Source organism: Aquaspirillum sp., from assembly GCF_055136605.1.
Map to the genome: position 1 here is coordinate 1 of NZ_JBSQVP010000040.1, position 21887 is coordinate 21887.

Consider the following 21887-nt stretch of genomic DNA (forward strand, 5'->3'; position numbering starts at 1 on the left):
TAAATATGGTAACAAAAAAGGCCTTTTCTGCTGCTTTGCGTTAATTTTTTACCGATTTAGGTATAGTTCAAAGTCTCTGCCATGAACCCACAACGCCCTTCCCAAGTTTTCTTCTCGCGTCTGACACATGAACTGCGTACACCGCTCAGTGCTTTGTTGGGCCTGACCGAGCTACTCAGCCAAACGCCGTTAAATACGCAACAGGCTGATTTAGTGAGCAAAATGCAGCGTACAGGCCACAATCTGTTAGAGCTGGTGAACGATTTACTGGATGCTGGCCGCATTGACAGTGGTGCTTTGCGTTTAGAACCGGTGCCGATTGATGTGACCGAACTGCTCAACAATCTGCGGGCAATCTGTGTGCCGTTGGCGGTGGCGCGGGGGATTGAGTTTTACTTTGACGTGGCGGTAGATGTGCCGCGCCGGATCGTGGCAGATCCTCTCCGTTTGACGCAAATTGTCACCAATCTAGTCAGTAATGCCATTAAATTTACTGAAAAAGGCTGGGTATTACTTGAGCTCGGGGTAATTTGTGATCGGGCGGGTCGGCCCTTGTTGCAAATTCGGGTGCGAGACAGTGGGATTGGCATGGATGAGGCGCAGTGTGCCCGTTTATTTCAAGATTTTTCCCAAGGCGAAGGCATTGTAACTCGCTTCGGCGGCAGTGGTTTGGGCATGGCGATCACCGACAGCTTGGTCAAAGCGATGGACGGAAAAATCACGGTCAGCAGTCGCCCCGGGCTGGGCTCTACGTTTACAGTGATTCTGCCGCTGACGTTGGTGGGCGGGGAGCATGTGTTTGAGTCTATCCCTCGCTTGGCAGGCAATGCTTTGATTATTGATGAAAACAAAGTTGGGCGTGCCTTGCTGGCGGTGATGTTAGACCATCTCCACATTGCCTCGATTGGGGTGAGCAATATCCAAGAAGCGATTACGCTATTGGATGAAATGCCCCATCTACGGGCGGAATTAAACTATGTTTTTCTGGCCGATGGCCGTTCTGCTGCTGCTTTGGAAGAAGCCTGTATGCTGTTGCGGCACCATGCCGATATGAATAGCCGACTGTATGTCATCACCCATCCGGGACGGCAATGGGATGACAGCTTGGTGGCGGTGGATGGCCGTTTGGAAAAGCCGCTGGATTTTCCGGTGTTGGCGGCACAACTGCGCGGTGATGTACCGCCGCCGTCACAAACCCCCACCCGCAGCACGCCGATATTGCATGGCAAAACGGTGTTGGTGGTCGAAGATCAAATGGTATTGCGCGAGCTGTTGTGCCATTGGTTAACCGAAGAAGGCGCCTCGTGTCAGGCCGCAACCTCGTTGGCACAAGCGGAAGCGGTGTTATCGCATGTTACACCCGATTGGATTTTCCTCGACCGCCATTTACCCGACGGCGACAGCCTGCCGCGCTTACCGTATTGGTTAAGCCGCTTTGCGGTTGGTGCGGTGCCGCATGTAGTGTTGTGTACAGCGAATCCTGAACAAAAAGAAAAAGAAGCGGCGTTTGCGGCGGGGGCCTGTGCCTTTCTACCAAAACCGTTTACGCCACTGCAACTGCGCCATTGTCTTGAGCATCCGCATGTCCCCACCCCGCCCCCGATGGCCGTGGTACCACGCCAGATGAAACAAGGCACAGTTGAGGCCATCAACTTGGGCGAGGCATTGCGCTTTAGTGGCGGTAAATTGCCCTTGGCACGGCGCATGATTGCCTTGTTTGCCAGCCATCATCAACACAGCGTTGAGCGACTGTTAGATGCCTTGCAACAACAAGATTATTTAGAAATATCACGCATTGCCCATCGCTTACGCGGTGCTGCTGGTTCAATCGGGGCAGTGGAATTGCATCGGATTGCCAGCCAATTTGAAGGCGTAGCCCTGCAAACTCTGCCAGAGGATGTGCTGCGCCATCGGGTGTTGCAACTGTGTGATGCCCTGTCTGCCGTCAATCACGCAGCGGAAGACATGGCTGAACAAGACTTTGCCAGCGCCTAACTATTGATTTCTAGACTAACGATTCGAGAGCTCTATCATGGAAAAATTACTGCATGTCGATGACGATCCGTTTCAACTGGAATGGGTGCAAGCGGTGTTTGAAGGGGAATATCAGGTGGGTGCCTATCCTGATGCTGAGTCCGCCCTGTCCCAGTTACAGCAACTTGAATCAGAAGAAAAACCCACGGTTGCTATTTTGGATTTAGACCTGCCGGGGATGAATGGCTATGAGCTGTGCCGCCACCTGCGGACGGATCCTGAATTAGAGGACATGGCGATTTTGATTTTATCGGCGCGGGATAGTTTGCCCGATCGTCTTGAAGCCTATAACTGTGGTGCAGATGATTACTTTATTAAGCCGGTCGAAATGGCCGACTTGCACTACAAAGTCAATAATCTCTCATCGTTGGCCAGTGCGCGGCGACAAGCGCGTTTGGATGCCATGCAAGCCAATCAAACCACTTTCTCGGTGATGACCGCTTTGGGTGAAACCGGTGTGGTCTTGGGCTTGATGCGTGATGCTGCCAGCTGTCAGGATGAAACCAGCTTAATTCAGTGTGGTTTAGATGCGTTGGCTCAATTTGGCTTACAAGCGATTATCGAGGTCAATTCCTGTCGTGGGCGCTATCTGAATAGTCATGGTGGCGAGCCCATTCCCATCGAGCAAGAGATTTTACAACATGCCAAAACGATGGACCGCATTTTTGAATTTCGGCAACGGGCGGTATTTAACTATCCCTCGGTGACCATTTTGATCAAAGACATGCCACTGGACGAAGAAAGACATGGTAGATTGCGCGACCATGTTGCACAAATTGCCGAAGGCATGAGTTTACGCGTGGCAAGTTTGGATTATGTTTATACTGCATTGCAACAGCAACGCCAGTTGTTGGAAACACGCAGCAGCTTGCTTGGTCTGTCCCAGCGTTTACGCAGTGAGCTAGAACAGCAACGCGAGAACAGCAAAAACATTTTGCAAGAAATGACGCATAGTTTAGAGACCATCATTCATTGTTTTGATCTCAAAGAAACACAAGAACATGCGCTGAAAGAAGTTATCGACCATGCGCGTTTCTCGGTGGAAGATTTGCAAAATCGAGAATTAGAAGTCGAAACCGTGTTGCAACAACTGATTGCACAACTCGACCGCGCCTTAAACTGTTGATCGGAGCCGGCCTTGAATAAACCGATAGTGTTGATCGTGGACGATCAAGCCAATTTGCGTAAATTGCTGCGGTTGTCTTTATGCCAAGAGTATGACGTGATTGAGGCAGAGGACGGTGCTGGGGCGTTGAAACTGGTTCGTGAACACCGGCCACAGGTGGTGATTTTGGATGTGATGATGCCGGGGGAGTTTGACGGTATTGAAGTCTGTCGCCAAATCAAAAAAGACCCTGCACTGGCTAACACCGGCGTGGTGATGGTGACGGCACGCGGTCAGGCCAGCGATATTGAAAGTGGGATGGCGGTGGGCGCTGATGCTTATTTTCCAAAACCCTTCAGTCCGTTAAAACTGTTGGCTTTTCTGCGTGAGCATTATCGCTAAATGTCCAATCCGTCTTTATTGCCTCGGCTATTGTGGGCTGCCGCTGCGATTTCGCTTTTGACGGCGATAGCTGTTGCCGGTGTGTCCTCTGCTTTTATGCAGCGTTGGATTGTGGGTCATTTGCAAGCGCAGCTAGAACATGAATCGATACAGACTGCCAAAAATATCGAGTTGCGCTTTCACGCTGCCTTGATGCAGCTTGATACGCTGGCCGCTTCATCTGGCTTAAGCACTTTGATTCTTGAAGGGCGACCATTACAAGATCGCAATGAATTTATCGCCAAGGTCGATGACCCGATTTTGCACAGTCGCTTGTCGTTATTTGTCAATCGGCCTTTGGGCCCCGACCCTTATCAGCTTGCTTCGGTATGGGAACATGGGCAAATGCTGGCGGTGTTGCGTAAAGAACCGTTGGAGTGGACGGTGTTGATTGCGCGGCCAGTGCATCTCTCTAGCCGCTCGGGGCCGGCAGCGGTGTTGCAGCTTGAAATCCCCATGCAATATCTGTTGGTGCAAGACTTTGACTCAGTACAACATGCGATTGTCACCGAGCAAGGGCAGCGTTTGGTGGGGACGATTGTGGCGAATACAGTAGAAATTCGCACCCCCCTGAATCTGGCATGGCCATTAGATCAACTGCATTTATCGTTAGTGTCTAGTGTGTCGATGGACAGTGCATGGCAAGAATTGTTTGCGTTGTTTCGATTGCAAATTGCCATTGTGATTTTGTTGCTGGCAGGGGTGTTGACTGCCTGTTATATCGTCGCCCGCCGCCTGATGCACCCCTTAGTCCATTTAGGCGAGGCGGCACAACACATTACCCGTACCGGACAGTTACAACAACGCTTACCGACTCAGACGGGGTTTGCCGAGTATCAACGTCTTGCTCGAGTCTTTAATGCCATGATGGATCGTTTACAGGCCACACAGGAAGCACAGGAATACAAAATTCAACAACGTACCGTGATTTTGCGTGAACGAGAAAGCTCGTTGCGGCGACAATTTGAGGTCAGCGATTTAATCACCGAAAGCCAAGCGCAAAAAATCGCTAATGTGCCGTTGCCGGTGTTGTTACATCAGCTGTTACAGCGGCTGTTGCCATTGTTAGAGAGTGAAGTCGGTTTAATTGCCGAGGTACGTGACAATCCGCAGGGACAGCCGGTGTTGTGTCATTACGCACTGGCCTCAACCGCCACGCGTGATCACGCCCGTTATCTCTATGGCGAGCAATATCAACCCCAAACCGGTTTTTTGAGTTTAGATGAAGCACTACAACGGGTGGTTGTGCAAGGCCGCCCTATCGTGTCGAATCTGCCGGCGCTGCCACCCGCTGATGCGCTGAATGAACCCAAACTGAGCAATTTTTTGGGGTTGCCGTTGGCGGTGGGCGGTAAGGTGCTCGGGGTCTTGGGGCTGGCTAATCGAGAGGGGGGCTATGAAAGCCACCACATTGATCTACTCGAACCCCTGTTAGCCAGTTTGGCCGGCATTATTGATGCCTGTCATGCCGACCAAGCCCGCGAACGTGCCGAACATGCGCTCTCGGCCAGTGAACAACGCTTAGAGCTGGCGGTGCGCGGTGCCACGATTGGTTTGTGGGAATGGGATGTGTTGCACGACCGAATGGCAATTAACCATCTGTGGGCGGGGATGTTGGGGTATGAGGTTAAAGAACTCGACCCACTCAACCTAACGCGGTGGTGTGCCTTGTGTCATCCTGATGATGCTTTAGTGGTACGCAGTCTATTACATGCCCATTTAGACGGTCATGCGCCTGACTTTGAATCCGAAGTGCGGATGCGCCATCGGGATGGTCGTTGGTTGTGGATTTTGGCTTCTGGTAAGGTATCGGAACGAGATGGCAATGGCCGCGCATTACGGATTAGTGGAACTCACCTGAATATTACCGAGCGGCGGATGGCAGAGCTGCGTTTGCAAGAACGCACTAAACAACTGCAAGCGATTTTCCGCATGAGTCCCGATGGCTTTGTGTCGTTCGATAGCCAAGGGGTGTTGCGCTATGTCAGCCCAACCTTTGAACGCCTAACCGGATTGAGTGAAACCATTTTAATTGGGTTATCACCAGCTCAATTTGATGCAGCCTTGCAAGACCGTTGTGCACCTGAGGCCCCGTATCGTGGTTTAGCCTCGTTGCGGGCGCGGTTGAACAGCGCTGGCGATGGCCCACGCGAGGGACGCGAAAACCGCGAGTTGTTTGAATTGCGTTGGCCGCGTAAGGCGATTATTGAAGTGGGCATTTCGGAAAGTAGTAACGACTCGGTGAACGTGTTGCTGTATTTTCGCGATGTAACGGCAGAAGTGGAAGTAGAACGGCTAAAAAGCGAATTTCTTTCCACTGCGGCCCACGAATTGCGTACGCCAATGGCCAGCGTATATGGTTTTGCCGAATTGTTGCTCAACAATGACTTTGATCAACAAACTCAGCGTGATTTGTTGACCACGATTTATGAGCAATCGGGTTTATTGGTGCAAATTATCAATGAATTGCTCGATTTGGCGCGCATTGAGGCGCGGCGTGGCAAAGATTTCCGCTTACAAACCTTGTCTTTGAATGAGCTGCTGTGTGACACCGTCAATGGCCTAAAAATGCCGGGCGATGATCGCTCAGTCGTGGTGTCGTTGCCGTCCCAACCGGTATTGGTTCATGCCGACAGCGGTAAATTGCGACAGGCTTTTAACAATGTTTTATCCAATGCCTATAAGTACTCACCCAATGGCGGTGAAATTCGCTTGGTTTTGTCGGCTGAGGTGGCAGAACAGCCTCACCTATGTGCGATTCAAGTCAGCGATCAAGGTATTGGTATGTCCAGCGAACAGCTGGCGCGTGTTTTTGAACGGTTTTATCGCGCAGATAGCTCTGGAAAAATCCCCGGCACAGGTTTGGGGATGAGCGTGGTGAAAGAAATTATTGAACTGCATGGCGGATATGTCACGGTGGACAGTCGTTTTGGGGCTGGTACCACAGTGACCGTCTATCTGCCACTCATAGGGGAAACAAAATGACTCATGGACTGACGCCTGACCAGCCACATTGCACAACGCGTGAGGCCGCCGAACGGCTTGGAGTGTCGTTGCGAACGGTGCAGCTTTGGGTAGAAAGTGGCCGGTTGCCGGCGTGGAAAACACAAGGGGGTCATAGACGGGTCAGCGTCGATGCAGTGGAACAACTCTGCCGCGCCCAAGGCAATCCCCCTCCCGGTACAGGGCATAAACGTATTTTGTTGGTGGAAGACGATATTGCCATGATGAAGCTCTATCGTATCAAACTCAGCTTGATGTTACCGGAGGCGCAGTTTTTTGAAGCCGCTTCGGGGTTTGATGCCTTGTTAGCGATTGGCCGTTTTCAGCCCGACTTTCTGATTTCCGACTTGCGGATGCCCGACTTAAACGGTTTTGCCTTGCTGCGTTATCTGTGCTCGCGGCCAGAATTGGCCCATTTGCATGTGGCAGCCGTCACGGGGATGGAAAGCCATGCCATTGAAGCTGAAGGGGGGGTACCGGCACGGGTACGGGTGTTTGCAAAACCAGTGGACTTTGCTGCCTTGTCCGATTGGTTGCAACAGGCCAGCGATAAAGACCCAGTGATGTTGGGGGATGATTTGGATTATATCGATTAACCTCCGGTCGGCTCCCTGCTGTGTGCAGGGAGCACCTTCCATCTAGGCCATGACATGCCGCCATTCGTCAACTAACAAATAGACAGCGGTAGCAGCCAATAACAGCGCCATGCTGTAATTAAAGCTGCGTAACACCCATGGCTGGTGCATCCACCGCCGCAAGGCATCGCCCGTCCACGCCCACAGCGCAATGCAGGGGAAATTCACCACCGCACAACACACGCCCAATAACAAAGCATCGCCCGCGTGGCTGTCGGCAGGCAAAAACAAAATCGCTACGTTCAATACCATCATCCACGCTTTGGGATTGACCCATTGAAACGCTGCTGCGCCTAAAAAGCCCAAAGGCTGGTGTCCGCCCCGAGAATCGGGCCGATCGGCTTGGGTTTGTTTCCATGCCAACCACAACAAATAGCTACATCCAACCACCATCAACGGTAAGCGCACCGCTTCTAACCATTGCATGATCCATGCAAAAGCCAACGCCACTAATGTCACCTGTACGGCATGGCCGATGCTGATGCCGAGCATGTGGGGTAATGTGCGGCGGAAGCCAAAATTGACGCCACTGGCTGCCAACATCAAATTATTTGGGCCGGGGGTCACCGAGAGGCTGGCCACATAGGTCATCAAAGGAATGTCTAACATCATAATGTCACCTCGTGCTGTGAATGATTCGGTGACACTACGATAACGGGTTTAGTGTTATGGTTACAGTGGCAAAAATAAAATTTTATATGGGATACAGTGATGCGAAAAACACACTGTAACCCTTGCTGTGCTGATGAACTGTGATAGAGAACAAAATGGACAGATCCGACAATATGCCCTTTGTGGTGGGCCCGAGTCATGACACACCGACTGAAATGCCGCGTTACCTGATGTTGGCAGAAGCGTTGCGTGCCGCAATGCAAGATGGCCGTTTACCTGCTGGGGCGCGTTTGGCCTCAGTGCGCGAAGCAGCAAAACAGCGTCAGGTCAGTTTAAACACAGTGTTAGCAGCCTATCGCCATTTAGAAAGTCGTGGACTTATCGAGGCTCGTCCACAGTCGGGCTACTATGTGCGATCACAACTGGCCGCACCACCGCTGCCAACAACCACGGTTCCCGAAAGCGAGGCGCAGCCAGCCGATTTAGTGGTGTTAAATCAAATCGCAGCGGTGTTAGCCGCCAATCAACGGCAAGACCATATTGATTTGTCTTTGGCCTGTCCAAAGGGGGGTGATTTTTATCCGGGGGCGAAATTAGGCAAATTGGTACACGAGTTAACGCGGCGTAAACCAGAGTTATTGACTGATTATTGCCTGCCGCCGGGCCCATTGTTATTGCGTCAAGAAATCTGCCGTCATGCCCATAGTCTTGGCATGGAATTAGACCCTGCACAAATTTGCCTGACCAATGGCTGTATGGAGGCGTTACAGCTGGCGTTGCGTGCGGTAACTCGTCCGGGTGATACCGTCGGTTTAGAGTCACCGACTTACTTTAACCTGTTACCACTGCTTGATCGTTTGGGTTTGAAAACGGTCGAAATTCCCACTCATCCAGAAACGGGGTTGGCGGTTGATGCGGTCGAGCTGTTATTACAAGAAAAACGCCTGCAAGCGATTGTCGCGATGCCGAATGTGCACAACCCCTTGGGCTGTTGTATGCCGCTGGCGGCTAAGCAGCGTTTAGCGCGTTTGGTGAATGACTATCGGGTGCCACTGATTGAAGATGCGTTATACGCTGAATTGCAGTTTGATATGCCGCTGGCCCCTGCGGTGAAGGCGTTTGACCGCGATGGTTGGGTGTTGGTGTGTGCGTCTTATACCAAAACGTTGGCCCCCGGCTTTCGGATTGGTTGGATTGAAGCTGGGCGATTTAGTCGTGATGTGGCTGATTTGAAATTTTGTTCTTCTGTTGCACAACCGGCATTGTTAGCTGAAGCCACTGGGCTATTCTTACAGATGGGAGGATATGAACAGCATTTACGCCGTTTGCGCCGTTTATATGCAGCGCAGTTAGACCGCCTGCGTGGATTGTTAGCGGCGCATTTCCCTGTTGGGACTCGTGCGACTGCACCGCAGGGCGGATTTTTGCTGTGGGTGGAATTGCCGGAGGGATGTGACAGTGCCTTATTATTCCGCCAAGCCCTGCAACATAAAATTTCTATCATGCCTGGCACGCTGTATTCACCATCCGGGCGTTACAACCGTCATATAAGGTTATCAGGTTGTTACCCTTTTAGTGAACGTCATATAAAAGCGCTGTTACAATTAGGGGAATTAACCAATAAACAATTAGGTTAAACAGGCGATTGAGAAATACAAGATTTATGGCAATAAGTATAGAATCAAGTCGTTTTTAATACTTAATTGTGATTTTAGATTGATTGTTAGGGTAATCTGTTGCTATCCTCCTGTCTTGAACCGTTTTTCGATACGAAAGCTGTTTCCATGTTCAGTCTGTTTTCTGACTTTGCCTGCCGTGCGATGGATGAGGGCGTGTAATGAGCGCACACAATGTCAATGCATCTTGCAATGAAGAAGGCACGCTGTCGCTTGAAGCCAGCCAAGCACGGCAATTAGCTGAAATTGCTGCTGACTGGTTTTGGGAAACCGATCAACAACATCGCTTTATCTATTTTTCCGAAGGCATTGTCAGACAAGGGATTGACCCTTTGGCCTTGCTTGGAAAGCGCCGTGATCAAATTGTCGATGTTTCACAAGAAATTCAATCTGGCGATCTAGAACAGCATATTGCGACTTTAAATGCCCATTTACCGTTCCGTAATTTTACCTACCGCCTCAAAGCTGCACCGGGGGTGGCGCCACGGTATTTATCGATTAGTGGGGTGCCGGTATTCAGTGAGCAAGGGACTTTTGAAGGTTATCGCGGTATTGTGCGCGATGTCACCGATGAGATTTCCTTACAAAAAGACCTTGAACGAGCCCGCGATGAGGCACAAGGGGCCAACCGTGCCAAAAGTGAATTTTTGGCCACCATGAGCCATGAAATTCGCACTCCCCTCAATGGCATTATTGGGATGAGCAGCTTGTTGTTACAAACTCGGCTTGATCCCGAACAAACCTATTTTGCCCGTACTATCGATGCCTCCAGCCATGCCCTGTTGTCGATTATCAATGACATCCTCGACATCTCGAAAATGGAAGCCGGGCGGCTAGAACTCGAGATTTCACCCTGTGATCTACCGCAACTGGCCGAAGGGGTGAAAAGTTTGATGGCCACACGCTTGGTCGGCAAACCTGTGTCGCTGATGCTCAGTCTCGATACCCGAGGTTTTGATTATGTGTTGGCGGATGAAGGGCGATTGCGCCAAGTGTTGCTAAATTTGGTTGGGAATGCCGTCAAATTTACTGAGCGCGGTACGGTAACCATTGAAATTTACTGGCAAAGCCTGCCAACAGCGGCAATGTCAGACCTGCCCGATGCCATTAGCGATACCTTAGAAGAAGCAGGATTGTTTGGTCGTTTGCGGGTGAATGTCCGTGATACCGGGATTGGTATTGCCTCAGAAGTGCAATCACGCCTCTTTACCATGTTTACCCAAGCCGATTCTTCCACCGCCCGCCGCTATGGTGGCACAGGCTTAGGTTTGGCGATTTGTCAGCGTTTGGTGGAACGCATGGGTGGGACGATTGGCCTTGAAAGCCAATTAGGGGTCGGCAGTGTGTTTTGGTTTGAACTGCCGTTACAAGTGTGCCCAGGACAGTCGGCGATCACCACAGAACAGCGGCCTTTGGCTGGCCTAAATGTGTTATTGATTGAGCCAGATGAAACCCTACGCAGTGAGATTGCGCGTTTATTGACGCATTGGGGGGCTCAAACTTCATTATTCAGTCAAACTGTCGAGGCACTAACCGATTGGCGTGAACATTGTGTCGGCGATGGTGACTATCATCATCCGGTGGATGTGATGATTGCCCGTCATCCCTTGCCCGGTATCAATGCACTCGATATTCGTACGCTGATGCAAAGCCATCCTAAAGCGCATGTGCCTGCGCTATTGCTGTTATTAGACAATCCTGCTTTACGCAGTGAGGTGCCGCAGCAAGAAGCCATTATCAGCATGAACACCGATCCGCTGGTACACAGTGTGTTGCTCGATCAACTGTTAACGTTATTGCCAGAAAATCACCCCACCTTACAACGTCCCTTATCCACGCCTTTGGTGCCCACGCCGGTTACCGATATGCCGTTACGTATCTTGGTGGTGGAGGATAACGCGGTCAATCAACAGGTGATTAGCAGTATTTTGCGCCGATTAGGGCACGAGCCCGAGTTGGCACAAGATGGTGTTGAAGCATTGGAATATCTTGCTCGTCATCGTTACGATGTGGTGTTGATGGATATGCACATGCCACGCATGGATGGCCTAAGTGCCACGCGCGCACTGCGTAGCAGTGGGGGCGTTAACGCGAATTTGCCGGTGATTGCGTTGACGGCCAATGCGATGAGCGAAGACCGCCGCGCCTGTATGGCCGCTGGTATGAATGATTTTCTCGCCAAACCGGTGGATATTTCAGCTGTGGCAAATTGTTTACGTCACTGGCAAACCCGCCTACAAGAAACGCCTGCTCCCGAGCCTGTGCTTGCTGAAACTGCGGCCGAGGCCGAGGGCGATTCCTCATCTTCTTTCTCTCAATCTTCTCCTGTGGAGGCTAAACCTGTGTCCTCATTCGCATTGCCCGAAATTGTATTGAATAGCCCACTGCTCAATACCAGCAGTATGCAAGAGCTTGATGAGCTGCTGGGAGAGGAAGTGCGGCTACAGCTATTAGAGGATTTGTGGGCTGATGTGGATAGCAAATGGGCACAATTAGCTGCCTTAGCACAACAAGATGCTTCAACAGGCCTTGTCGAGTTAGCCCATAGCCTAAAAGGTTCGGCCGCCAATTTGGGGCTTGATCGGATGGCGGCGGCGTTGGGTCAACTCGAATTAGCCGGACGTGGCCACCAAAACGCACAAGGTTCGATTGCCGATTGTTGGTCGTGGGTGAGCTCGGTGGTGCCGGAAACCCGCGCCGCTTTATACCAAACCGGCGGTTGATGCGCCAAGACTGCAGGAGCATAGCGAAATGCTGCTTTATATCGTTGACGACAACCAAATCAATTTGGTTTTGTTTGAAAAGCTGTGTGGCTTGTTGCCTGCGGTCAATCAGGGTTTAGAAATTCGTTCTTTTCTCGATCCTTTTCATGCCCTCACCGCCTGCCAACAACATCTGCCCGATTTGTTGCTGGTGGACTATATGATGCCCGGGTTAGATGGGTTGGAGTTGGTGGCTCGTTTTCGCCGTGAGCCGGGGGCGATGGATGTCCCCGTGGTGATGATTACCGCAGCCCAAGACCGCGAAATTCGTCATCGTGCTTTAGCCGCTGGCATCACCGATTTCTTGAATAAGCCGGTCGATCCTCTCGAGTTACAACCGCGTCTAACCAACTTGTTGAAGCTGCGGCAACAACACCTGCGGTTAAAAGACCGCAATCAATGGTTGGCAGAAGAAGTACGCAAGGCCACACGGCAATTGGTTGATCGCGAGATGGAAACCATCATTCGCTTAACCCGTGCGGCAGAATATCGCGACCCAGAAACCGGCGGCCATATTCAACGTATGGCGCATTACACGCGCTTGATTGCAAAAGCCTTGAAGCTGCCTGAAGAGCAATGCGAGTTGTTGTTGCGCGCAGCACCAATGCACGATGTCGGTAAGTTAGGGATTCCCGACCGCATTTTATTGAAACCCGGGCGGTTAAATGATGATGAAATGGTCATTATGCGTACCCATGCCCAGATTGGTCACGATTTGCTACAGGGCAGCCATTCGCGTTTATTGCAAATGGGGGCGGAAATTGCGCTGCATCATCACGAAAAATTTGATGGTAGCGGCTATCCCAATGGTCTTAAAGGCGAAGAAATCGCCCTCTCCGGTCGTATTGTGGCTGTGGCGGATGTATTTGATGCCCTGACCTCTGCCCGTCCCTATAAACCTGCTTGGCCACTGGACCGTGCTTGTCAGTTATTGCGCGATGAATCGGGCCGTCATTTCGACCCACGTTGTGTGGATGCGTTTTTCTCGGTGTGGGAGCAAGTGTTAGATATACGCAACCAGTTTCAAGATGATGAAGACACCCCACCGATGGTTGAACTCAGTGCCCTGAAACCGGCATAGCTGAGGCGGTTGTAGACCGAAGTGATTGCAGTCTATTCGGTCAAAAAATATGAGTTGAATAAGAGAATGTGTAAATGACATCGGTTGAACAATACCAAGCCGCCTTAGCAAAAATCGCTGAATTAGAAAAAACCATTGCCGAGCAACAAGCTCGGCTGTTGGCTGTAGAGGCCTTGGCAGAAAAATTGCGTCAAACTGAAAGCGATTTGCGTGTTCAACGCCGTCTGCTGCGAACGGTATTGGATGAAAGTCCCGACTTTATTATTCTCAAAGATCACCACGCCAAGTTTTTGCTATGCAATCGACCTGTGGCCGATTTTTATGGCACGACACCAGATGACATGGTAGGTAAAGACGATGGTGATTTCAGTGCCACCCCCGAGCAGGCCGAGTTTTTCCGGCAAAATGTCCTAAATATCATGGCGCGCGGCGAAACCGAGGTGGTATTTGAAGAATCCACCGATGATGAAACCGGAGACCGTCGATTCTTTCGCTCGATTAAAAAGCCTTTTTTAGATGAAGAAGGCCGACCGCAAATTTTAGTGATTGCCCATGACATTACCGACATTCGGATGGCGCAAATCAAGATCGAAGAAAGTGAACGCCGCCTACGCTATGCGCTTGAGGCCACTGGAGAAGGTGTGTGGGACTGGGATATCACCACCAATGCCCTGAAACACAACCCCCGTTGGTTTGACATCTTGGGTTACAGTCGTGAGGAATTATCCGGTACGGTTGAAGACTTTACCCGCTGTTTATTGCCAGAAGAACAGCCCGATATTATGCAAGCCATCGAGTTTTGTCTAAAAGGTGGCGGAAGCTATCATCACGAACACCGGATGCGCCGTAAAGATGGGCGGGTGATTTGGGTGTTAGACCGTGGGGATGTGGTTGAACGCGGTGCGGATGGTGTGCCGTTGCGGATGGTCGGCAGCTTTGCTGACATCACAGCACGCAAAGAGGCTGAGCAAGCGCTATTAAACGCCAAACTTCATGCAGAACGGGCCAGCCGCGCCAAGAGCGAATTTTTAGCCAATATGAGTCATGAAATCCGCACGCCAATGAACGGGGTGATTGGCATGACTAGCTTATTGCTCGACTCGGAATTGAACGAAGAACAACGCGATTTTGCTGAAACCATTCGCAGCAGTGCCGAATCGTTACTCACCATCATTAACGACATTCTCGATTTTTCAAAAATTGAAGCCGGCAAGCTCGAGCTTGATACCCAACCGTTCAAACTGCATGAACTATTAAATGGCTGTGTCGGTTTGATGAATGTTTCTGCCCGTGCTAAAGGCATTCAACTGGCACTGCAACTGGATTTGGCATTGCCGCGTGTGGTGTGTGGTGATGCAGGTAGAATTAAACAGGTGTTGATTAACCTGTTGGGAAATGCCATTAAATTTACAGAAGTGGGCGAAGTCACCCTACAGGTCTCCATCCTGACATTAACCTCCTCCGCCTGCCAGATGCGGTTTGCGATTCGCGACACTGGCATCGGGATCAGTCCTGAAGGCGTGGCGCGCCTGTTCCAGCCTTTCTCACAAGTGGATACCTCGCCCTCACGCAAGTTTGGTGGAACGGGACTTGGCCTGTCGATCAGTAAACGCTTGATTGCCATGATGGGTGGCACGATTGGGGTCAACAGCGTTCAAGGCGAAGGGTCGGAATTCTGGTTTGAAATCAGTTTGCCATTGCCTGTTGAAGAGACTCATCCAGAAGCGGGCAGAGCGGCGAAACAGAAAACAGAGTTGGTCGGACGGGTCTTGCTGGTGGAGGATAATCTGATTAACCAGAAACTGGCCGTGGCGATGTTGAAAAAACAAGATCTTCATGTCGATCTTGCTAACAACGGCAAAGAAGCGCTCGAAGCCCTGTCACAACATGACTATCAGTTGATTTTAATGGATTGCCAGATGCCGGTAATGGATGGCTTTGAAGCCACCGAACGCATTCGTGCAGGAGACGCCGGCAGCGTGGCAGCACAAACCCCCATCTTGGCATTGACCGCCAACGCCATGCCCGAGGACATCCAACGCTGTTTGGATGTTGGCATGGACGATCATTTAGCAAAACCATTTACCTTGGCCACATTACAGGCCACTTTAGTTCGTTGGTTAGGGCGGCAATCATGAGTACAACAGAACAAAAACCTCTTTTAGCTTTTTTCTATCATTGGGGCATTCGTGCAAAACTGATTTTTCTGTTTGTGCTGATTAAAGTTATTCCCTTGGTGTTATTGGCCTTGGTGGCGTGGGAAGGGGTGACCCATCTTGGCAAAAACATGAATGAACAATCCGACACCCTAACCGCAGAAGTGGCGAAGACGGTCGAGGAAATGGGAAAAACCTTCTCTAAAGAGGCAGAAAAGGCACTGAATGATCGGGCGCGTGAAGAATTAGAACGTTTGACTACCGACACTGCCCGTGCGGTGGCTGATTTTCTGTACGACCGCGATCAAGATATTCTGTTTGTTGCCAAGATGGAGCAAGACCTAGAACACTATCAACGCTTTATTCAACAACAGTTGCGTGGTGTGGTGGACAGTGGCGAATGGAAGCTGACCGCTGATGGTAAGGGCTGGGAGCCGGTAGTACCGCTGCAGAATTGGACCGAGCGCCAAGTTCACGCGACCAACGAAGAAAACAAACAAGACTTTCACTATCGCCCACCTGAGACGGTGTTACGCGAAAAATTAGTACCGCTGTATCACGAAATCACCTTTGTCGATTTAACAGGGCAAGAGCGCATCAAAGTCTCGGCAACCGATGTACTGCCAAAAGAGTTGCGTGATGTCTCGAAAAAAGAAAATACCTATGCCAAGGCAGAGAACTATTTTGCCGAGTTACAAAAACTGAAGCCCGGTGAAATCTATGTGTCGGATGTGATTGGGCCGTATGTGCCGTCACGGGTGATTGGGACCTTTACCCCAGAAAAAGCCGCAACCGCCGGCATTCCCTTTGAGCCCCAACAAGAAGCCTATGCCGGTAAAGAAAACCCACTGGGTAAGCGTTTTCAGGGCATTATCCGTTGGGCAACACCGGTTGAGAAAAACGGTAAGGTGGTGGGGTATGTCACCTTAGCCCTCGACCATCGTCATATTTTGGGTTTCACCGACCATTTATTACCCAATGACCAACGCTATGGACAAATTGCTGATCCAGCCAGTGGCAACTACGCCTTTATTTGGGATTATCAAGATCGTTCTGTTGCCCACCCCCGCCATCACTCCATCGTTGGTTTTGATCCGAATACCGGTGAATATGCCACACCGTGGTTAGAGGCCTCGTTATACGAAGGTTGGCAAAAGAGTGGTTTGCCCCTGCGTGAGTATCTGAAAAATGTCCCGATTTTCGATCAACAAACACGCAATAAAAAACCAGCCAAAGCCTTAAATAAGGCTGGCACTGTCGGTTTGGAGTGTCGCTATCTTAATTTTGCCCCACAGTGCCAAGGCTGGCACGACCTGACCCAGTTTGGCGGTTCGGGGTCGTTCTTGATTTTGTGGACAGGGGTATGGAAGCTGACCACTGCCGCGACCATTCCTTATTACACCGGCCACTATGGCAATACTTTGCGGGGTTTTGGGTATGTGACCATCGGTGCCAATATCGACGAATTCCAAGAGCCAGCTAAACAAACGGCTGCACAGATGAGCGAGCGAGTCAGTGAATTTGCCAGCAAGATGAAGCAGCGACAGCAAGAAATCAGTGATCTTATCGACCATTCCTTACAACGCACTGCCTTTAGTTTGTCGGTTTCGACGATGCTGATGGTGATTGTGGTGGTGGCGATTGCGATTTGGCTGGCCTCGATGCTGACACGGCGGATCACGGATTTGATTAGCGGCTTGTACCGCATTGAAAGTGGTGAATTTGGTTTCCGTTTCCCGAAAGGATCGGATGATGAACTGGGACGCTTGAACGACTCGATGAACCGCATGGCGCACAGTGTCGAGGAATCTTTTGAACGGGTAGAAGAAGCGCGAGCACAAGCTGAAGAGGCCAACCGCATGAAAAGCGATTTCCTTGCGCGTATGTCACACGAACTGCGTACCCCGCTGAACGGTATTTTAGGCTTTGCTGAATTGCTGCGGATGGATGCCGCCAATGATGAAACCTACGAATACGCTGACACCGTCTATCAAAGTGGCAAGCATCTACTGTCGCTCGTGAATGATGTATTAGACCTTGCCAAAATTGAATCGGGCAACATGGTGTTAGACCATTGTCGCTTCCCACTGTTGCCTGCTTTGCGTGATGTGATTGGTTTAAATCAGGCTTTGGCAGCAGAAAAAGCATTGCCGATTGCCTTGCATATCGATAGCAATTTGCCGGAGCAATGGGAAGGTGACCCAATTCGGTTACAGCAAGTGTTTAATCATCTGTTAAACAATGCGGTGAAATTTACCCGTCACGGCGAAGTGCAAGTCCATGTCAACTGCGATGAGCATGAGCTTCATATTCGAGTCGAAGACACTGGGCCGGGTATTCCCGAAGCAGAGCATGAAAAAATCTTTGAGAAATTCCGCCAAAACGCCAATTTCACTACTCGTGACCAAGGCGGTAGCGGCCTAGGGTTGGCACTGGCGCGAGAATTGGCTTGGTTAATGGGCGGTAATGTGGTGTTGGTACGCTCGGTGGTAGGCGAAGGCTCGTGTTTTGAGCTGCGGTTACCGATTGAGGCAAAATGTGTTGTACCTGCAAAAGCCTAGGTCTATGCCCTTTGTTTGAGTGTTCCGATGCTTTGACTTGAGGCGAACATATTCGTTCGCCTCCATCTCCCGATTACAGCAGACGCAAAAAAACCGCTAGACAAGGTGCTAGCGGTATCGGGCAGGTGTGTTGATGGGTTAGTCTGGCAATTTTTCTTGCAAAATGGCCATGCTAACAGGCTTGGTGATGATGTCGTTAAAACCGATTTCACGCAGCCGCGCATGGTCAGATTCAAAAGCATGTGCGGTGTAGGCAACAACGTGCAAATGTTGTAAAGCAGGGTCTTGCCGAATCCGGCGGCAGACTTCCTCGCCATCAATGCCCGGCATACTGATATCGAGTAAAACATGGTCATAGGCTTTGGCATGTAGCTTATCCAGCCCTATAAAACCATCCTCGGCTTCATCGACATTCCATCCACGCTTACGTAGCATGACGCTGGCCAGTTTTCGATTCACCGCATTGTCATCAATCACTAACACCTGCTTCATTATTCGCCTTCATAGGTAAATTTCGCATTTTCCTGCGAGAGAGTAAAGGTTTTTGCGTCTTCTGTCGAATCTGCATCACTCTACCCTCTATGATGCTGTTGTTTTTTTACGCAGCACAACTTTCTTCTATGCGTTTTAGCACTTCTTCACGCCCAATCAACGCTAAAACAGCATCCACCGAAGGGGTTTGCGTGCTGCCACAAACCGCGACCCGCAACGGCATCCCAAGCTGCCCCATTTTAATGCCTTGTTCGGCGCAGAATGGTTTAAACAGCGCGTGAATACTCTCGCTATTCCATTCAGTCAGTGTGGCTAGGGTTTGACCAAATGCCAAAATACGGGCGCGGGCGGCATCATCAAAGTGTTTCGCCACTTCCTCGGCCGTTGGTTGGCGGCGTTGGTAGAAGTAGTCACATTGCTGTGCCAATTCATTCAAATCGCGGGCGCGCTCTTTCACCAAAGCCACGACCGTAGCAAGATCGGGTGCGGCTGTATTCAAACCCCACTCGCTTAACTGTGGCGCAATCAACTGCGCTAACCGACTATTATCGGCAGCTTTCATGTGTTGTTGATTCACCCACAAGAATTTTTCGCGATCAAAGCGGCTTGGGCTCGGGCTGACGGCTTCTAAACTGAACCATTCAACAAATTGCGTCATGTTGAAAAATTCGTCATCACCATGTCCCCAACCGAGGCGGGCCAAATAGTTTAGCAACGCTTCTGGCAAGATCCCTTGAGCAGCATAGTCCACCACACTGACAGCATCACGGCGTTTGGACATTTTTTGTCCATCTGCATTCAGAATCATCGGTAGGTGGGCATAGTGCGGTAAGGGGGCACCAAGCGCTTGCAAAATATTGATTTGCCGTGGCGTGTTGTTAACATGGTCATCACCCCGAATCACATGGGTGATATTCATATCCCAATCGTCAACCACTACGCAGAAATTATATGTTGGGCTGCCGTCTGGACGAGCGATAATCAAGTCGTCTAATTCACTGTTGGCAATTTCAATCCGCCCTTTGACCAGATCATCCCACGCGACTACACCCTCTAATGGCGTTTTAAAACGCACCACGGGCTGTACGCCTTCAGGGACAGCGGGCAACGTCTTTCCTGCTTCGGGCCGCCAGCGACGGTCGTAGCGTGGTTTTTCACCGCGCGCCTCTTGCTCGGCACGCAAAGTTTCGAGTTCTTCTTTGGAGCAATAACAGTGATAGGCGTGGCCGCTGGCAAGTAATTGTTGAATCACTGCTTTGTAGCGGTCGAAACGCTGGGTTTGATAGAACGGGCCTTCATCATAATCGAGCCCAACCCAGTGCATGCCATCCAAAATCGCTTGAACTGATTCGGGCGTGGAGCGTTCTAAGTCGGTGTCTTCAATCCGCAGCACAAAACTGCCGCCATGTTTACGAGCGTAAGCCCAAGAAAACAAGGCTGTACGAACACCACCAATATGCAAAAAACCGGTTGGACTAGGAGCAAAGCGAGTGCGAATCATCATCGTCAGTGCGAGCAGCAAGAAATAAAAGCACCGATTGTACGCTAAATCAGTGCTATTCGGGAAATTATTAGTAGAAAGAACAAAAAAGCCTAATTTGTTCAATTTGTTTTAAATTGCATTTGTTGTCAGGGTGGCGTCTTTACCCTGATTTGTGATTTGGCTTTGCTTGCGGTATTGTCTTTTCCTTGTACTTTTTTTCAGTTTCTTGTCATGCAGCGTGTTTGCTTTACGCAAATATTATGTAAAACCCCAAGAAAGCGAGCCATAAATGAAAATTTCTTATATGAAAATTAAAACCCAACTATTTTTGTTAGCGGGTTTATTGCTATGTTTTATTTTATTAGTCGGGGTGGATAGCATCCGTGCCAGCGCCGACAGCGTTGCCGCTAGCCACCGCAACCATCGTGAAAACGTACTCCCCATCGCCTCCCTCGGCATCGTCACGGACAATTTGCAGTCTTATCGTTCGACTGTTCTGTTGATGATTATCAATGATAACCCCCAGATGTCGGCTGTATTACACCAACGCTTTGCCGGTTTGGCCGAATCGATGGATAAAAGTTGGGATGAGTTTTTCCAAAATGCCAACCTTGATGCCCATCCCGAACAGAAACAGTTGGCAGAAAAAACCCGTGCTCTGTCGCTGGCGTACCGAAAAACGGTTGCGGAAGATTTTTATCCCTTGATTCGTGAGGGAAAAACCATGGCTGCAGAGTCGGTGCGGCGCAATAAAACGGTGATTATTTTTGATGAGGCCATGCAAAATATTCGCCAGTTGACTGAAATGAAAACAAAAGCGGCAGAAGAAAACAATTTATTACGGCAGCAACAAGCGCAAAATGACTTAATTATTTCTATTGCCGTTTTAGTTGTCAGTATATTGATTGGGGTTGTCTTATCGGTATTGATTACTCGCAGCATTTCCCTGCCATTAGCCAGTGCTGTAGCTGTCGCGAAAGAAATTGCTGCACGTAATTTGACCATTAGTGTCCCGCGTGGTGGAAACAATGAGGTGGGCCAATTACTACATGCGCTAGCTGACATGAAAGAAGCATTACAACAAGTGTTGGGCGAGGTGCGTAACGGCAGTGAGCATGTGGCACAAGCTTCGCTGCAATTAAAAGAAAGTGCTGCCCAAATCAGTTATGCCACACAAACTCAAAGTGAGGCCGCCAGCACTGCAGCGGCGGCAGTAGAACAACTCACCGTCAGCATTGATCAGGTGAATGAACGCGCCGATGGCACACGCACTGCGGCGGAAAACTCACGCCAACAGTCCACCCAAAGCAGTGATGTGATTCGCATGGCGGCAGACAGCGTGCAAGATATTGCTGACACCATGCAAGAGTCGGTACATCTGGCACAAGAGCTGGCGCAGAGCTCAGAAAAAATCGATGTGATTGTGAATGTGATTCGCGACATCGCCGATCAAACCAATCTATTGGCTTTGAATGCAGCAATTGAAGCGGCACGGGCCGGTGAACAAGGGCGGGGTTTTGCTGTGGTTGCCGATGAAGTACGCAAATTGGCGGAGCGTACCGCCACTTCAACTGCAGAGATCGGCAAAGTGATTGATAGCATTCGCGGCGGTATTGATACCATGGTGGACAATATGCGTAACAGTGAGCGCAAGGTGACCAGCGGTGTGCAGATGGCACAGCAAGCGCGACAGGCGATTGATGAGATTACCCACAATGTCGGCAACGTGTTAGACCTAGTGGCCGGTATTTCTCAGGCCTTGCGTGAGCAAAGTTCTGCCAGCCAATTGGTGGCGAAAAATGTTGAGCAAATTGCCCAAATGTCAGAAGAAAATAGCGCAGCGGTG

At 50.3% G+C, this 21887-nt stretch carries 14 protein-coding genes; 11 read left to right on the top strand and 3 right to left on the bottom strand.

From position 1 onward, the window contains the following. The first annotated feature begins 81 nt into the window (after positions 1-81). The 5 genes from ACTBZS_RS08090 to ACTBZS_RS08110 are packed head-to-tail and all read left to right on the top strand — an operon-like array spanning position 82 to position 7179. A complete protein-coding gene (locus ACTBZS_RS08090; RefSeq protein ID WP_463043790.1) occupies positions 82-1995 on the top strand; it encodes an ATP-binding protein in 1914 nt (637 codons plus the stop codon). A gap of 37 nt (positions 1996-2032) precedes the next feature. Next, a complete protein-coding gene (locus ACTBZS_RS08095; protein WP_463043791.1) occupies positions 2033-3160 on the top strand; it encodes a response regulator in 1128 nt (375 codons plus the stop codon). 12 nt (positions 3161-3172) lie between these two features. After that, positions 3173-3541, top strand: coding sequence for a response regulator transcription factor (locus ACTBZS_RS08100; protein WP_460431313.1), 369 nt, complete (start codon positions 3173-3175; stop codon positions 3539-3541). Beyond that, positions 3542-6565 carry an ATP-binding protein gene (locus ACTBZS_RS08105; RefSeq protein ID WP_463043792.1) on the top strand — a complete coding sequence of 1008 codons (3024 nt, stop codon included), beginning with the start codon at positions 3542-3544 and terminating at the stop codon, positions 6563-6565. It abuts the gene before it with no gap. Continuing rightward, a complete protein-coding gene (locus ACTBZS_RS08110; protein WP_460431311.1) occupies positions 6562-7179 on the top strand; it encodes an excisionase family DNA-binding protein in 618 nt (205 codons plus the stop codon). Before ACTBZS_RS08105 ends, ACTBZS_RS08110 begins: the two co-directional genes overlap by 4 nt. Before the next feature lie 42 nt (positions 7180-7221). Here the strand turns inward: ACTBZS_RS08110 and ACTBZS_RS08115 are convergent, their stop codons facing one another. Further along, the gene (locus ACTBZS_RS08115) at positions 7222-7830 is read right to left on the bottom strand and encodes a LysE family translocator (protein WP_460431310.1); all 609 of its coding nucleotides are present in this window, start codon (positions 7828-7830) and stop codon (positions 7222-7224) included. A 155-nt stretch (positions 7831-7985) separates the two neighbouring features. Between ACTBZS_RS08115 and ACTBZS_RS08120 the strand changes: the two genes are divergently transcribed. The 5 genes from ACTBZS_RS08120 (at position 7986) to ACTBZS_RS08140 (ending at position 18066) form a co-directional block, all read left to right on the top strand. Beyond that, on the top strand, positions 7986-9467 hold the full coding sequence (locus tag ACTBZS_RS08120; RefSeq protein WP_460431309.1) for an aminotransferase-like domain-containing protein: 1482 nt from the start codon (positions 7986-7988) through the stop codon (positions 9465-9467). Between the two features lie 200 nt (positions 9468-9667). Beyond that, positions 9668-12229 carry a response regulator gene (locus tag ACTBZS_RS08125; protein WP_463043793.1) on the top strand — a complete coding sequence of 854 codons (2562 nt, stop codon included), beginning with the start codon at positions 9668-9670 and terminating at the stop codon, positions 12227-12229. A gap of 28 nt (positions 12230-12257) precedes the next feature. Continuing rightward, complete coding sequence (locus ACTBZS_RS08130; protein ID WP_463043794.1) at positions 12258-13349, top strand: HD domain-containing phosphohydrolase; 1092 nt, start codon at positions 12258-12260, stop codon at positions 13347-13349. Positions 13350-13423: 74 nt separating this feature from the next. After that, positions 13424-15487 (top strand): PAS domain S-box protein, encoded by a 2064-nt coding sequence (locus ACTBZS_RS08135; protein ID WP_463043795.1) that lies wholly within the window; start codon positions 13424-13426, stop codon positions 15485-15487. Beyond that, positions 15484-18066, top strand: a complete 2583-nt coding sequence (locus ACTBZS_RS08140) for a sensor histidine kinase (RefSeq protein WP_463043796.1) — start codon at positions 15484-15486, stop codon at positions 18064-18066. Before ACTBZS_RS08135 ends, ACTBZS_RS08140 begins: the two co-directional genes overlap by 4 nt. Before the next feature lie 138 nt (positions 18067-18204). Here ACTBZS_RS08140 and ACTBZS_RS08145 read toward each other — a convergent pair whose 3' ends face one another. Then, on the bottom strand, positions 18205-18558 hold the full coding sequence (locus ACTBZS_RS08145; RefSeq protein WP_460431324.1) for a response regulator: 354 nt from the start codon (positions 18556-18558) through the stop codon (positions 18205-18207). A 106-nt stretch (positions 18559-18664) separates the two neighbouring features. Continuing rightward, a complete protein-coding gene (gltX, locus tag ACTBZS_RS08150) occupies positions 18665-20062 on the bottom strand; it encodes a glutamate--tRNA ligase (protein WP_463043797.1) in 1398 nt (465 codons plus the stop codon). 268 nt (positions 20063-20330) lie between these two features. On the opposite strand from gltX, the gene ACTBZS_RS08155 reads away from it, so the two are divergent. Next, positions 20331-21887 (top strand): methyl-accepting chemotaxis protein (locus ACTBZS_RS08155; RefSeq protein WP_463043798.1); only part of this gene is annotated, 1557 nt, incomplete at its 3' end.